The sequence below is a fragment of the Sphaerisporangium sp. NPDC051011 genome (assembly GCF_040653595.1).
In the GTDB taxonomy this organism is placed as follows: domain Bacteria; phylum Actinomycetota; class Actinomycetes; order Streptosporangiales; family Streptosporangiaceae; genus Sphaerisporangium.
The window spans coordinates 1-15,300 of the sequence record NZ_JBFAGG010000010.1 but is presented as its reverse complement, the minus strand read 5'-3'; the positions used below and the strand labels follow the sequence as shown (position 1 = coordinate 15,300).

Annotated in this window: 10 protein-coding genes and 1 pseudogene; 3 read left to right on the top strand and 8 right to left on the bottom strand. The window is 71.1% G+C overall.

Annotation, left to right across the window (positions count from 1 at the left end):
- Positions 1 to 132: 132 nt before the first annotated feature.
- Entirely contained in the window at positions 133 to 2,931 is a 2,799-nt protein-coding gene (locus AB0H21_RS23090; protein WP_358519872.1) for a BTAD domain-containing putative transcriptional regulator, read from the top strand.
- Positions 2,932 to 3,092: 161 nt separating this feature from the next.
- Here the strand turns inward: AB0H21_RS23090 and AB0H21_RS23085 are convergent, their stop codons facing one another.
- The 5 genes and pseudogenes from AB0H21_RS23085 to AB0H21_RS23065 all read right to left on the bottom strand — a co-directional run bounded on the left by AB0H21_RS23085 (position 3,093) and on the right by AB0H21_RS23065 (position 8,891).
- Positions 3,093 to 3,815 carry a class I SAM-dependent methyltransferase gene (locus AB0H21_RS23085; protein WP_358519871.1) on the bottom strand — a complete coding sequence of 241 codons (723 nt, stop codon included), beginning with the start codon at positions 3,813 to 3,815 and terminating at the stop codon, positions 3,093 to 3,095.
- Positions 3,815 to 4,768, bottom strand: a pseudogene (locus AB0H21_RS23080) (TauD/TfdA family dioxygenase). Before AB0H21_RS23080 ends, AB0H21_RS23085 begins: the two are co-directional and overlap by 1 nt.
- Positions 4,769 to 4,771: 3 nt before the next feature.
- Entirely contained in the window at positions 4,772 to 6,253 is a 1,482-nt protein-coding gene (locus tag AB0H21_RS23075) for an AMP-binding protein (RefSeq protein WP_358519869.1), read from the bottom strand.
- 156 nt (positions 6,254 to 6,409) lie between these two features.
- Positions 6,410 to 7,096: a thermostable hemolysin gene (locus AB0H21_RS23070; protein ID WP_358519866.1), complete on the bottom strand. Its 687-nt coding sequence runs from the start codon at positions 7,094 to 7,096 to the stop codon at positions 6,410 to 6,412.
- Positions 7,097 to 7,781: 685 nt separating this feature from the next.
- Complete coding sequence (locus AB0H21_RS23065) at positions 7,782 to 8,891, bottom strand: ricin-type beta-trefoil lectin domain protein (protein ID WP_358519863.1); 1,110 nt, start codon at positions 8,889 to 8,891, stop codon at positions 7,782 to 7,784.
- A 536-nt stretch (positions 8,892 to 9,427) separates the two neighbouring features.
- Here AB0H21_RS23065 and AB0H21_RS23060 point away from each other — a divergent pair.
- Positions 9,428 to 11,293, top strand: coding sequence for a glycoside hydrolase family 15 protein (locus AB0H21_RS23060; protein WP_358519860.1), 1,866 nt, complete (start codon positions 9,428 to 9,430; stop codon positions 11,291 to 11,293).
- 138 nt (positions 11,294 to 11,431) lie between these two features.
- Here the strand turns inward: AB0H21_RS23060 and dmpG are convergent, their stop codons facing one another.
- From dmpG to AB0H21_RS23045, 3 genes are read right to left on the bottom strand one after another with little or no spacing between them, the layout of a single operon-like run.
- Complete coding sequence (gene dmpG / locus AB0H21_RS23055; protein WP_358519857.1) at positions 11,432 to 12,457, bottom strand: 4-hydroxy-2-oxovalerate aldolase; 1,026 nt, start codon at positions 12,455 to 12,457, stop codon at positions 11,432 to 11,434.
- Entirely contained in the window at positions 12,457 to 13,401 is a 945-nt protein-coding gene (locus AB0H21_RS23050) for an acetaldehyde dehydrogenase (acetylating) (RefSeq protein WP_358519855.1), read from the bottom strand. The genes dmpG and AB0H21_RS23050 overlap by 1 nt, the downstream gene beginning before the upstream one ends.
- Positions 13,398 to 14,222 carry a fumarylacetoacetate hydrolase family protein gene (locus AB0H21_RS23045; RefSeq protein WP_358519852.1) on the bottom strand — a complete coding sequence of 275 codons (825 nt, stop codon included), beginning with the start codon at positions 14,220 to 14,222 and terminating at the stop codon, positions 13,398 to 13,400. The genes AB0H21_RS23050 and AB0H21_RS23045 overlap by 4 nt, the downstream gene beginning before the upstream one ends.
- 69 nt (positions 14,223 to 14,291) lie before the next feature.
- Between AB0H21_RS23045 and AB0H21_RS23040 the strand changes: the two genes are divergently transcribed.
- Positions 14,292 to 15,053, top strand: a complete 762-nt coding sequence (locus tag AB0H21_RS23040) for an IclR family transcriptional regulator (RefSeq protein ID WP_358519850.1) — start codon at positions 14,292 to 14,294, stop codon at positions 15,051 to 15,053.
- Positions 15,054 to 15,300 lie beyond the last annotated feature (247 nt).

The following is a 15,300-nucleotide window of genomic DNA, read 5'->3' as shown; positions in this document are numbered from 1 at the left end:
TGTTCCTCGACTGTGGCGGGCCACACTCTATTCGCGCTTAACGAATTCTTGAGCCTCTCCACTTGTCCTGGTTAGCTGGTGCGCGCAATCAGATGAATCGGGGCAATCCGGCCCCTCAGGAGTGGACAGGCCATGGCACAGTTGCGCCTGCTGGGTTCGGTCGAGCTGTCGACGGCCACGCACGCGGTGGATCTCGGGCCGCGCAAGCAGCAGGCCGTCCTCGCGGCGCTGCTGGTGGACGCGGGCCGTCCCGTCCCCATCGAGAAGATCATCGATCGGGTCTGGGGCGACGCGGCGCCGACGACCGCGCGCGGCGCCGTGCACAGCTACATCACCCGGCTGCGCCGCGCCCTGGCGGAGGCCAACGCCGCCGACGGCGACGACCTGTCCGTGGAGCACCAGTCCGCCGGGTATGTCCTGCACGCGCCGCAGGACCAGGTCGACCTGCACCGGTTCCGGCGGCTCCTCGACGAGGCCAGGGCCACGCGCGGCGACGACCCGGGCCGCGCCGAGCTGCTGTGGGAGGCACTGGGCCTCTGGAGAGGCCAGCCCCTGACCGGACTGACCGGCGCGTGGGCCGAGGCGGTGCGCCGCGAGGCGTCCCGGCGCCGCCTCGGAGCCGTGCTGGACCTCGCGCCGATCCAACTGGCGGCGGGCGGCGGCACCGCCATGATCGAACAGCTGCGGGAACTGCTCGACGAGTACCCGATGGTCGAGCCGCTGGCCGCCGCGCTGGTCCAGGCCCTGGTCGCCGCGGGCCGGGGCGCCGAGGCCCTGGAGCTGTACGCCGAGACGCGCCGCCGCCTGGCCGAGGAGCTCGGCACCGACCCCTCACCCGAGCTGCGCCAGGCCTACCACGCCGCCCTTCACGCGGACGCCCCGCCGGTCGAGCGCCCGCCGGCGCCGAGGTCACCTAACGGGCCCGCCCTGCTCCCCGCCGACGTCCCCGGCTTCACCGGCCGCGCGGACGCGCTGGCCCGGCTCGACGACATGGTCACGGCCTCGGGCCGCGAGCCCACCGCCGTGGCCGTCGCCGTCGTCTCCGGAGTGCCGGGGGTCGGCAAGAGCGCCCTCGCCGTGCACTGGGCCCACCGCGTCCGCGACCGGTTCCCGGACGGCCAGCTCTTCGCCGACCTGCGCGGCTTCGACGCCACCCGCTCCGCGGTCACCAGCGCGCAGGTCGTCCGTGGCTTCCTCGCCGCCCTGAAGGTGCCCCCGCAGGACGTGCCCGCGTCGCTGGACGCCCAGGTCGACCTGTACCGCAGCCTGATGGCGGGCCGCCGGATGCTGGTCGTGCTGGACAACGCCCGCAGCGCCGAGCAGGTCCGCCCGCTGCTGCCCGGCTCGCCGGGGTGCTTCGTCCTGGTGACCAGCCGCAACCACTTATCCGGGCTCATCGCCGGGCACGGCGCGCGGCCGCTCACCCTGGACGTCTTCACCGCCACCGAGTCGGCCGACCTGCTGGCCCGCCGTATCGGCCGCCGCCGGGTCACCGAGGACCCGGGGGCGGTGGAGCGCATCATCGACTCCTGCGCGCGGCTGCCCCTCGCCCTGGCGATCACGGCGGCCCGGGCCGTCACCCACCCGACATTCCCCCTGCGCGCGCTGGCGGACGAACTCCAGCGCACCGGGACGAGCCTGGACGCCTTCCACAGCGACGACCCGGCCACCGACGTCCGCACCGTCTTCGCCTGCTCGTACCAGGCGCTCAGCCCCGACGCCGCCGGGCTTTTCCGGTGGCTCGGCGCGCACCCCCGTCCCGACGTCGGCCTGTCCGCCGCGGCGAGCGTGGCGGCCCTGCCCCCGGATCGGGCGCGGCGCCTGCTGGCCGAGCTCACCGGCGTCCGGCTGCTGACCGAGAGCTCCCCGGACCGGTACGCCTTCCACGACCTGCTGCACGCCTACGCCGTCGAGCTGAACCGGCAGGCCGAGACCGGCGAGCGGCGTCACGAGGTGCTCGGCCGGATCCTCGACCACTACCTGCACACCGCCTACCGCGCCGCGCTGCTGATCCACCCCGCCCGTGACCCCATCATGATCCCGGACGCGCGCCCCGGCGTCACCCCGCAGGTCCTGGCGGACCACGACGAGGCCTTCGCCTGGTTCATCGCCGAGCGGACGGTCCTGCTCGCCTGCGTCGAACTCGCGGCGACGTCCGGCTTCGACGCCCATACCTGGCAGTTCGCGTGGTCCATGAGCACGTTCCTCGACCGCACGGGCGCCTGGCACGACATGATCTCCGTGCACGAACGGGCCCTCGACGCCGCCCGGCGCGGGCCGGACCACCGCGCGCTCGCGTTCGGCCGCCTGATGCTCGCCCTGGCCCACACCCGCCTGGGCGACGGCGAGGCCGCGGCCACGGAGTACCGGCACGCGCTGGAACACTACGCGCGGGTCGGGGACCTCACCGGGCAGGCGCACGTCCACAGCAACCTCGCCCGCGTCCTCGAACAGCAGGGCGGCCACGCGGAGGCGTTGAGCAGCGCCGAGCACGCGCTGCGGCTCTACCGGGAGGCCGGTCAGAAGAACTGGGTGGCCCGCGCGATCAGCGCCGTGGGCTGGTACAACATCGCCGTCGGCAACCACCGGGAGGCGCTCGTCCACTGCCGCGAGGCCCTGGAGGAGCTGCGGGAGACCGGGGACCGCGACGGCGAGTCGGCCACCTGGGACAGCCTTGGCCACGCCCACCACCACCTGCGCGAGTACCGCGAGGCCGCGAGCTGCTACCGGCGCGCCCTGGAGATGCACCGCCAGGACGGGGACCGCAACAACGAGGCGCTCGTCCTCACCCACCTGGGCGACAACCACCAGGCCGCGGGCGACGTCCCCTCCGCACGGGCGGAATGGCACCGCGCCCTGAGCATCCTCACCGCCCTGGGCCACCCCACCGCCGACGATATCCGCGCCCGCCTGGAGGCGACGAACAGGTGACCGTACCTCTAGGACCCCCAGAACCCCCGTGACCTGCGGCCCGCGCGAGGCGCGGCCCGGAAACGGCCAGTGGAGGCCCGGTCGCGGGACGGGCCTCCACTGACGCTGGAAGGTGGATCTCAGGGTGGGCCACGCGACCGCGGCCGGTGGGTCGCCGGGCGTTACTTGACCGCCCGGATGCCCACGATGGTGGGGTTGGTCCGGAAGTCGTCCCAGAAGGTGTCGGCGGGGTCGGCGGGAACGGTGGCGGGGACGAGTTCCACGGAGCGGAAGCCCGCGCCGCGCAGGGCGGCGACGATGGGTTCCTCCTCCCAGAAGCAGGCCTGGAACGTGATGGGCGGGTCCACGTGCGCGGTGACCGTCAGCTCCTTCCCGCCGGGGAAGACCGCGTCGGGACGGTGGGTCAGCCCGTACTTGGTGGCCTTCGGACCGGCCCAGTCGAACCGGGGGTTCATCTCCACGCCGACGTACATGCCTCCCGGGGCGAGGTTGTCGTAGGCGGCGCTCGCCATGGCCGACAGGTCCAGCGGGTCGCGGGCGTAGCAGAGCAGCCAGACCGCCGTGACGAGGTCGAACCGGCCCGCGACGCCGAGCAGGCGGGCGTCGCCGGCCCGGTACCGGACGCCCAGCGGCTCGCGCGCCTCGGCACGCCCGGCGGCGGCGACCATCTCCTCGGAGATGTCCACCCCGAGCACCGAGGCCGCGCCGGCGCGGGCGAGGATCCTGCTGTACCAGCCGGTCCCGCACGCCAGGTCCAGCACCGACCGGCCCGCCACCCCGGCGGTGAGCGCCTCGAAGGTGGCCCGCTCCGGCCCCCGCGCCAGCGGCATCTGGTGCTTGAGCCGTTCGTACGATTGGCCGATGTCGTCGTACTGGGTACGCATCACGCCGCCCGGTGAGCGGCGCCCGCAGGGCCGCGGACCGCGCCGACGAGGTCCTGCTTGGCGTAGCTCTGCGCGTTGTAGAGGGAGCGCAGCGGGTCGCGGATCTTGCGCCTGCCGTGCATGAGCCGGCTGTTGTCCACCAGCGCGACGTCGCCCGCATGCCAGTCGATCTCGTCGGTCTCCAGTTCGGTGGCCTCGATGATCTGGCGCATGAGCATGGCGTCCAGCGGCCGGCCGTCCTCGAACTCGATCACCGGGGGCTCGTAGTTCACCGATGGGGTCAGGATGCTGTTGGCGAACGCGATGTCCGGGCCGAACAGCGTGGTGTGCGCGGCGTAGGTGTAGTACTTGTAGTGCACCGATCCGTCGGGGCGGAGCTGGTACTTGACGTCCATGTCGTCGTCGGTCACCGCGAACAGGTCGTCCAGGGTGACCTGGTCGGCGGTCTTGGCGCCGTCCAGCAGGCGCACGACGAGGTTCTTCCACTTGTCCTCGGGCATCGGCCGGGCGAAGGTGACGCGTGTGGACAGGAAGAGTTCCTGGGTGGGTTCGGGCAGGTGCCGCCAGGCGTACCGCCCGTCGCAGATGGTGGTCTGCTAGCCGGTCTTGGCGGGGGTCTCGCAGTAGAACCACACCAGGTCCGGCACCCACGGCGTCGCGCCGTTCTCCATGTGCAGGCCTTGGGGCACCAGCCCGGCCTCGATCTTCTGCGCGACGTTGCCGCCCGCGAACTTGCGCGCCGGGTCCAGGGTGATGCGCGAGGAGATGCTCTCGATCAGCGCGGAGAAGGTGCTCGGGTCGGATTCGAAGCCGCGCAGCAGGACGTACCCGTGTTCGGCCAGCGCGGTCAGCAGTTCGACGCGGTCGATGGTGTCGAACCCGGCGCGGTCGCCGGTCGTGACGACCAGCCCCTTGCCGTCGGTGTGGTCGGTCGTGGCGAAGCGGTCCAGCATGTCTCAAACCTCCACGAGATCGAATCGGCCGGTGGCCAGAGCTTCCTTGATTTCCTTGCGGCGGGGTCGTCCGGTGACGGTGAAGAACTCGGCGTAGAAGGTCTCGTCGGCCTCGACCAGCGCGGCGCTGCCGACCTGCTCGATCTCCGAGAGCACCTCGGCGTTGACGTGGCGGATCTCGGCGAGCGCGGTGGCCTGGTCGGCGCCGCGCCTGAGGACGAAGACCGCGATCAGCCGCTCCATGTTGTCGCCGAAGACGGCGGCGGCCTCGATGCTGGGGCGGCTCTTGTACTGCGCCTCGACCCATTCCGGGCTGACGTTGCGCCCGTTGGAGGTGATGATGATGTTCTTGAGCCTGCCGGTGATGGTGACGTAGCCGTCGGCGTCGATGTCGGCGATGTCGCCGGTGTGCAGCCAGCCCTCGGCGTCGAGCGGGAGGGCGGTCGGGTCGTCGGATCCGAGGTAGCCGGTGAGCAGGGACGTGCTGCGGATCAGCAGCTCGCCCGAGTCGGACCTGCGGACCTCGACGTGGCGCAGGGGCTTGCCGACCGTGCCCAGGCGGACCAGCCCGGGGCCGTTCAACGTCGCGACCGAGCCGTTCTCGCTCAGGCCGTACGCGACGTACACCGGCAGGCCGCGGTCCCACATGTCGCGCAGGACCTGGTCGGACACCGGGGCGCCGCCGCTGAACAGCAGCATCGGGTCCTCCCGGCCGTACACCGCCAGCGACAACTCGCGGGTGGTCGCCTCCGGGGTGGTGCGGGCGCGCGCCGCGATGGACTCCACGAGGGACGGCGGCACCAGCGACACCGTGGGCCTGGCCGTGGCGAGCAGCCCGCGGACCTGTTCGACGTCGCCGCCGGCGGTGCCGAGCGGCTTGGCCTGCTCGCGCAGGAACACCACCGTGCCGCCCGCGAGGAAGGTCAGGTAGACGGCGAACACCTGCTCGACCAGCAGGCTCAGCGGCACGACCGAGACGTACCGCTGCCACGCCTCCACGCCGACCCGGCTGGTGATGGAGTCGATCAGGTCGTCCACCGCGCCCCTGCGGAGCATGACGCCCTTCGGGGTGGAGGTCGTGCCGGACGTGTGCACGATCTTGCAGATGGCGTGCTCGTCCAGGGCGGCGGCCGCACGGACCCTGGTGGCGATCTCGTCCGGGTCATGTCCTCCCTCGATGGTGACGGGGATGATCTCGCAGCCCTCGGGCAGGATCTCGCTCTCGCCGCCCCACTCGGCCAGGCGCTTACGCCCCTGCTCGTCCACCAGGCAGACGATCGAGTGCGACAGCAGGTGGCGGGCCTGGTCACGGCCGAAGGCGATCGGGATGGGCACCGATCGCACGCCGGTGAGCAGGCAGGCCAGGTCGCCGACGATCCCCTCCACACCGTTGCCGGTGAGGATGCCGATCGTGCTCGTGCCGGTCTCCCGCCCCCGTGCCGCGGCGACAATCGCGTCGCCCGTGCGGACGGCCGCGCCGAGCACGGTCCCTTAGGTGTGCAGGCGTGGCGGGCCGGATAGCTGCAGTTCCTCGACGGCCACCGTCTCCAGTGAGCCGAGGCGGCCGAGGGCATGGTCGAGCCAGCGCATTGGCGGACTCCTTTCGTGCGGTCGGATATCGACGCTGTGGCGGGAATTTCTCTAGCCGGTGGCTTGGAGAGCGATGGTCTGCCCGCAGTGGAGGATCCCGGTGCGGGGTTTCGTGGAGTAATAGGTGCCCCAGTCGGCGGAATGCGTCGCGGCCAGATCGGCGCGACGGGCGTTGGTCAGGGTGTGGAAGTCCCAGCCCGCGGCCCTGGCGAGGGTGTGGAGTTTCTGGGTGAGGGTGGACAGCAGGAATTCGTAACCGAGGTGACGGGCGATCCGCGGCAGGGCGCGCATGAGGTACATGCCGGTGCCGGGGTAGAAGGAGGCGAGCGGGCCCATTTCCGCGATGGCGCCGCGCTGGACGGGTGGGCCGGACGTGAGGCCGGTGCAGGCGTGTTCGACCGGGATGTTCAGGTAGTTCTCCGACAGGAGCCTGCGTCCGGCGGCGGAGGTGAGCCCGGCGACGCCCAGCGTGCCGTCGGAGGTGGGCGAGGGGCCGCCGCCGTCCCACACGATGACGAACAGGTCGGGGCGGGGGTCCACGACGGCGCCGTAGTGGTCGAGGTACTTGCGCTTCACGCGGTCGACGCAGATCTGGTAGGTCGCCGTTCCGGGGTGGGCGAACGCCATCTGGAGGCGGAGGGGGGCAGAAGGGCCGGGGCGGGTCGTCTCCGCGGGGGGCGCGGGCACGAGCGTGGACAGGGAATCGGTTCCAGTGCTGATGGTTGTTTTCGAGTTCACCGCTCACCTCCATTCCTAAACGCGACCAACCCCGATATCGGCCGCATCGACAGACTTGCATTCGCACGACGGCGACGGCTTCTTCAAAAGTGCTATGCAGCAAGCTGACAACTGATCAACCGTCGATATTCGATATTGGCAGGAAGTTGACAGATCCCCCGACTCTGGACGCGGCTAGTATGTCCGAGCCTGTCGTATCGGGACACCACTTTTCGAGTAATCGGGCCGTCCGGAATAGGATACTCGCTGGTCAGTGGCAGTGTGACTCTCTTTGGTCGCGACAAGCGCGCCGTGCGCGGGGTAAATGCGTTCGGGTAAGCGGATTTACCGGCGGAGAATATTGGGCGACAGGGCGGTCCGTGTGTCGATCGGGGAATAGGCGCCCGGATGTGAAATCAAGGGCCCCGACAAAGGATGTGGTGCCACCGGATCATTACGTGTGGCGCTCCGGCCCGTTAACGGACCGGAGCGCCACGACGTCGCCCTGATGAAACCAGGACGGCGGCTCGGCCCGGTATCGTGCGGCCGCCGAGGAGACCCCGTACGCGGCGAGACGGGCGACATCCGCGGCGAGACGTGGAACGGCCCCGGGGCAGGGAGCGCCCCGGGGCCGTGGTGGGTGGTCAGACCGATCTGGAGGCGGTGCGGGGGCGCTCCGCGCGGACGCCCTCGCACCGCCTGCCGGTCACCGCGCGGTCCAGCGCTGCGCCCCGGTTCCGTTGCACTCGTACAGCTGCACCAGCGTCCCCCTCTCGGTCCCGCCGCCCGTCACGTCAACGCACTTGCCCGACCCGGCGCCCACGACGCTCCCGTCGGTGTTGAACGTGAACTTCTGCGCCGTCGTCCCGTTGCACGCCCAGATCTGGATCTTCGTACCGTTCGCCGTACCGTTGCCGCTCACGTCGAGGCAGCGGTTGCCGTAGACGCGCAGCTCGCCGGCCGCGGTGCGGGTCCATTGCTGGCTGCTCTTGCCGTGGCAGTCCCAGATGTGCACCGGCGCGCCCTCGTTGGTGACGGCCCCCAGGATGTCCACGCAGCGGCCGGACTGGGGGTTGAACACCGAAATGGCCGTGCCCACCGGCGGGACGGTCACCTCGGTCAGGCTGCCCGGCACGGACTGCAGCGCGGCGTACCAGCGCGCCGCCATCTTGTCGTAGCCGCCCTGGTTGGGGTGCACGCCGTCGGCGAGGTCGGCGGTGGTGAAGCCGGTGTGCATGTCGACCAGGTGGGTCCTCGGCCCCTTCTGCGCGACGACGCCGGGGACGGCCGCGTTGAACGCCTGGATCCGCGACTCGGACGTCTGGTCGGCGGCCGGTGTGATCTGCGCGACGAAGAGCTCCACCATGGGCTCGGTCGCCCGGATCTTGTCGATGAGCGCCGACAGCCGAGCCGGGGCATTGGCGACGTCGTAGTTCTGTGTCATGTCGTTGGTGCCGATGTGCAGCAGAATCGTGCGGGGCATGTAGCTGTGCAGCCAGGCGACGATGTTCGCGTCGATCTGGTCGATGCGCCACCCGCTGTGGCCCTCGTGGTCGTGGTCGCCGAGGGCCGCGGGCCCGTTGAAGCCCGACCCGACGAAGTCGACGGTGTGGCCTCCCGCGGCCATCCGCTGCCACAGGTTGATCCGGTAGCCGCCGGGCACGTTGAAGCCGTCGGTGATGGAGTCGCCGAGCGGCATGACCCGCACGCCACCGTTGGACTCGGCCTGGGCGGGGACGGCGGATGCCATCACCGTGCCGAGGGCGGCGGCGAGCCAGAGTACGGCGGCGCAGAGCAGCCTGAATGTACGTCGCATGCTGATCCTTTCGGCCGCGCCCATGCCGAACTCGGCGGGCCGCGTGACGACCGCGACCTGCCGGACCGGGGGAAGTGGGCGCGTTGGGAGAGGGGGTGGAAAGGCGTGCCGAGCGTGGCGCTCGACGTCGCAGCAGGGCACCATTGACCGACTACATCGAACACAGCACGACAATTACCATCGAAAATCAACATTGATCAGATGTCAACGTCCGGTTAACGCGGGATCCCAGAGCCGCCCTCAGCAGCGCCCGCCGCTCCAAACCTCACCCGCCGACCGAGGACGCGCCGCCGCCCAACCGCTCTAGTCACGGCCAAGTGCAGAAGTCATTGCTACCGGTATCGCCCAAAACATCCGACCGCCCCGCCAAGCCCCGACTTCGCTCAGTGAGGAGCGTCGAGGGCGAGGGTGAACTCGTTGAGGTATCCGACCGCCCCGTGGGGTCCTGGCGTTCGTGATCCGGCCTCGCCGAACTCTGGTGTCCGCTTGACCTGACGCAGACCCGGGCAGGCGGGCGGCGAGCATAGCGTGAAGGCATGCCAGCAGTGAGGGGCGAGGCGCCGGCGGAGGGGTTCGCCGGGCGCTACCTGCCCATCGCCGAGCACGGGCTGATCGGGGACCTGCGCACGGTCGCGCTCGTGGGCACCGACGGCACCATCGACTGGTACTGCTCGCCCCGGTTCGACGCCCCCAGCGTGTTCGGCTCGATCCTCGACGCCCGCCGGGGCGGGGCGTTCGAGCTCACGGCGGACGTGCCGTCCACCACCCGGCAGTTCTACTTCCCCGACACCAACGTGCTGATCACCCGGTTCCTCGCCCCCGACGGCGTGGGCGAGGTGCAGGACTTCATGCCCATCCCGGACGATCCCCGCGAGGCGAACCGGCACCGGCTGATCCGCCGTGTCGTCTGCGTGCGCGGCTCGCTGCCGTTCCGGGCCCGCGTGGCCCCCCGGTTCGGATACGGCACCGAGCCGCACACCCTGCGGCTGGAGCCTGGGGGACCCGAGGGGCCCGGGGGGTACGGCCAGGCCGTCTTCGAGGCCCCGTCCATGGGCATGAACCTGGTCGCCACGGTGCCCCTGGAGGCGGACGGCGCGGACGTGCGGGCGCGGTTCAAGCTGCGGGAGGGCGAGACCGCCGTGTTCGCCCTCGACCGGATCGACGCGTCGGTCGCGCCGCGCGGATGCCCGATCACCGAGGCCGACGAGCAGTTCACCGCCACGGTCGCCTACTGGCGGCGCTGGCTCGCCAACTCCCGGTACCGGGGCCGGTGGCGCGAGATGGTGCACCGCTCCGCGCTCACGCTGAAGCTGCTCACCTACGCCCCGACCGGGGGCATCGTCGCCGCGCCGACGAGCAGCCTGCCCGAGCGGATCGGCGGCGGGCGCAACTGGGACTACCGGTACGTGTGGATCCGCGACGCCGCGTTCGGCGTGTACGCGCTGCTCAGGCTGGGGTTCACCGAGGAGGCGGAGGCCTTCATGGGCTTCCTGTCCGAGCACGTCACCCTCTGCGACGAGGGCCCCTCCGGACCGCTGCAGATCATGTACCGCATCGACGGGAGCCGGGAGATCCCCGAACAGGAGCTGGACCACCTGGAGGGCTACCAGGGCTCGGCCCCCGTCCGCGTCGGGAACGCCGCCGCCGGCCAGCTCCAGCTCGACATCTACGGCGCCCTCATCGACTCGATCTACCTGTACGACAAGTGGGGGCAGCCGATCTCCAGCGACCGCTGGGACGAGCTGTGCGTCCTGGTCGACTGGGTGTGCGATCACTGGGACCAGCCCGACGAGGGAGTCTGGGAGACGCGCGGCGGTCGCCATGACTTCGTGTACTCGCGGCTGATGTGCTGGGTGGCGATCGAACGGGCGATGCGCATGGCCGCCCACCGCGGCCTGCCCGCCGACATCCCCCGCTGGCGGCGGGCCCGTGACCAGATCTACCGGCAGATCATGCGCCGCGGCTGGTCGCCCCGGCTGCGGGCGTTCGCCCAGTACCTCGACGGCGACGTCCTGGACGCCTCCGTCCTGATGATGCCGCTGGCCAAGTTCGTCTCGCCCACCGACCCCAAATGGCTGTCCACCCTGGAGGCGCTCGGTCGCGTGCTGGTGTCGGACTCGCTGGTCTACCGCTACGACAGCCAGGCCAGCCCCGACGGGCTGACCGGCACCGAGGGCACGTTCTCGATCTGCTCGTTCTGGTACGTCGAGGCGCTCGCCCGCGCCGGGCACGTGGACGAGGCGCGGCTGGCGTTCGAGAAGATGCTCACGTACGCCAACCACGTCGGCCTGTACGCCGAGGAGATCGGCCATACCGGCGAGCAGCTCGGCAACTTCCCTCAGGCGTTCACCCACCTGGCCCTGATCAGCGCCGCCTTCAACCTGGACCAGGCCCTCGGCTGAGCCCCGCCGGGATCCGGACCGTCACCGTGAGACACGGGCCCGCGCCGGTCGGACGGGGGTCAACAGCCGATGCAGGACTCCACTGCGCGTACGTACGCTTCGACGTTGTCCGAACCGATCATTTGGGGCGACATCTTGTCAGGCGGGCCGCTGCTCGCGCTCGGCGACGATCGTGAGCGCGATATCGACGATCATGTCCTCCTGGCCGCCCACGAGCCGGCGGCGGCCGCACTCCATGAGGATGTCGCGGACGTCGACGCCGTACCGCGTGGCGGCGGTCTCCGCGTGGCGGAGGAACGACGAGTAGACGCCGGCGTACCCCAGGGTGAGGGTCTCCCGGTCGACACGCACCGGACGGTCCTGCAGCGGGCGGACGATGTCGTCCGCGGCGTCCTGGAGCTGGAACAGGTCACATCGGTGCTCGAAGTCCGAGAGGTCCGCGACCGCGATGAACGCCTCCAGCGGGCAGTTGCCCGCCCCCGCGCCGTGACCGGCCAGCGACGCGTCGACCCGGTAGACGCCATTCTCGACCGCGACGACGGAATTGGCGACCGACAGCGAGAGGTTCTCATGGGCGTGGATGCCGATCTCGGTCCCGGCGTCGAGGACGTCGCGGTACGCACGGACCCGCGCGGCCACGTCGTTCATCGTGAGTCGGCCGCCGGAGTCGGTGATGTAGACGCAGTGCGCGCCGTAGGACTCCATCAGCTTCGCCTGCCGGGCCAGTTCCTCCGGCGGGGCCATGTGGGAGAGCATCAGGAATCCGGACACGTCCATGCCGAGCTCGCGCGCCGCGGCGATGTGCTGCGCGGAGATGTCGGCCTCGGTGCATGGCGTGGCGACCCGGACGGAGCGTACGCCGAGGTCGTGGGCGTGCTTCAGTTCGTGGACGGTGCCGACACCTGGCAGCAGCAGCGTGGTGAGGCGGGCGTTCACCAGCACCGACGCCGCGGCTTCGATCCATTCCCAGTCCGTGTGCGACCCGGGACCGTAGTTGAGCGACCCTCCGGCGAGCCCGTCGCCGTGCGCGACCTCGATCGCGTCGACGCCGGCCCGGTCGAGCGCGGTGACGATGCGTTTGACGTCCTCCGGGGTCATCCGGTGGCGTACGGCGTGCATCCCGTCGCGCAGCGTGACGTCCTGGACGAAGATCGGGGTGCCCATCAGAGGCCCGCCTTCCCTGCCGCGATGCGCTCCGCGACCCGCAGGCCGGCGGAGGTCATGATGTCGAGATTGCCGGCGTAGGCCGGAAGGTAGTGCGCGGCGCCCTCGACCTCGAGGAAGACCGACACCTGGTGGGTGGGCCGGGAGGCGCCGTCGGCGAGGAGCGTCCCGACCGGCTGGTCGGCGGGAATCTCGGTGATCTGCACCAGCTGTTTGAGCCGGTAGCCGGGGACGTAGGCGGCGACGTCGGCGACCATCTTCTCGACCGACCGCCGGATCTCCTCGCGTGCGGCCGGGTCCGGTGCCGTGACGAGGCAGAAGACCGTGTCCCGCATGATCATCGGCGGCTCGGCGGGGTTGAGGATGATGATCGCCTTGCCGCGGCGCGCCCCGCCGACCTGCTCGATGGCGGCCGAGGTGGTCTCGGTGAACTCGTCGATGTTGGCGCGGGTGCCCGGACCGGCCGACTTCGACGCGATCGACGCGACGATCTCGGCGAACTCGACCGGCACCACACGGCTGACGGCGGCGACGATCGGGATCGTTGCCTGGCCGCCACAGGTGACCATGTTGACGTCGGGCGCGTCGAGGTGCTCGTCGAGGTTGACAGCGGGGATCACGTAGGGCCCGATCGCCGCCGGAGTCAGGTCGATCATGCGCTTCCCGAGCGGGGTCAGCTTCGCGGCGTTCACCTCGTGCGCCTTGGCCGAGGTCGCGTCGAAGACGATCCCGATCTCGTCGAAGTCCGGCAGCGCGATCAGCCCGTCGACGCCCTTGTGCGTCGTCTGGACGCCGAACCGGGCGGCGCGGGCCAGGCCGTCCGACTCGGGGTCGATGCCGACCATGGCACCCATCTCGAGATGGTGCGCGCCGCGCAACACCTTGATCATCAGGTCGGTGCCGATGTTGCCCGATCCGATGATCGCGACCTTCGTCTTGCTCATGGTGCTGCTCCTTCGGTGAAGCGGACCGTCACCGTGCCGAGGCCGGACAGGGTGGCGGTGACGGTGTCGCCGGCGGCGACCGGCCGCATCGGACCGAGCGCGCCAGAGAGGACGACCTGCCCCGCGCGCAGCGGCTCGCCGAGGTCACGGGCCATGCGACCCAGCCACACGACCGCCTCGATCGGGTCGCCCAGGCAGGCCGCGCCGGTCCCGGTGGAGACCTCCTCACCGTCGATGCTCATCGACATCACGACGTCCACCGGCTCGAACTCGTCGAGGGTGCGGCGCTCCGTCCCGAGCACGTAGGCGCCCGAGGACGCGTTGTCGGCGACCGTGTCGCCGAAGGCGATGTCCCACCCGGCGATCCGGCTGCCGCAGATCTCGAGCGCGGCGACGCCGTACGCGATCGCGTCCCGGACCTGTGGGGCGTCGAGCGGGCCGTCGGCCAGGTCGGAACGGAGCACGAACGCGATCTCCGCCTCGACCCGTGGCTGGAGGATCCGCCCGGCCGGGATCGCGTCCCCATCGGCGTACCCCATGTCGTCGAAGAGGACGCCGAGGTCGGGCTGGTCGACGCCGAGCTGCCGTTGCACGGCCTCCGAGGTCAGGCCGATTTTGCGGCCGACGATCCGGGCGCCGGCGGCGAGGCGGCGCCCGGTGAGCGCCGCCTGGACGGCGTACGCGGCGGCCAGGTCGTCCCGGCCGATCAGGTCCCGTACGGGGGAGCAGGGCACGCCGGACGCGGACGCCCCGGCGAGCCGCTCGACCGCGGCGGCGATGTCGGGCTGGCTCGTGGCGGCGAGCCCGGTGGTTTCGGTCACACCCCCACTGTGCGGGCGGGCTCGAGCACCGAACCAGCACTTCGTCTCGTTCAGCGATACGCTGCGGGAGTGACGGAGACGGCCGACCTCGACACCGTGCTGGGCAAGGCGGTGACGATCCTGCGCGCCTTCCGGCCCGAGGACCGGGTCGTCAGCCTCGCCGAGCTGGTGCGGCGTACCGGCCTCCACAAGGCGACCGTGCACCGGCTGTCCGGCGGCCTGGTCACCAACCGCCTGCTCGACCGCGCCGACGGCGGCTACCGGCTCAGTGGCGGCCTCTTCGAGCTCGGGATGCTCGCCTCGCTGGAGCGCAGCCTGCTCGAGGTGGCGATGCCGTTCCTCCAGGACCTTTACGAACGCACCCACGAGACCGTCCACCTCGGGGTGCGGGAGGGGCACGACGTCGTCTACGTCGCCAAGATCGGCGGCCACCGCCAAGCCAAGGTGCCCTCGCGCCCAGGCGGGCGGATGCCGCTGCACTGCACCGCGATCGGAAAGGCTCTGCTCGCGTACGCCGACGCCGACCTGCGGCGCGAGGTGCTGACCGGGCCGCTCGAACGGCGCACCCCGCACACCGTCGTCGCTCCAGGCATCCTCCGGCGCCAGTTGCAGCGCGTCACCGAGACCGGCGTCGCGTTCGAGCAGGAGGAGTCGGCCGTCGGGCTCGTGTGTGTCGCCGCGCCGGTGCTGGGGCGCGGCGACGAGCCGCTCGCCGCGATCAGCGTGGCCGGCCCCAGCCACAGGTTCCGGCCCGAGGGACACGTGACGGCGGTGCGCTCGGCGGCGGTCGCGCTCGGCAGCACACTGAGCCGGCGCGACCTCCTCCGCTGAACCGGCGTCTCAGAGGGCGCGTTCACCGCGACCACACCTCGCCCGACGTCGGTTGGCCGATCGCGCCGTCTATCGCCGGCTCGCGGGATCAGGACCTCACCACCGCTGCGCCCTGGCTACCCAAGGATTACGGACAACACTCTTGATCAGGCGCTTAGTGGTCCGGTTCGTAAGTCATTCGAGGGTTCACGCGGCTGCGGGTAGTGCGGCAGGCTGGTTGCTGCAGCCAGCGGGCTGCTGGGAGTGG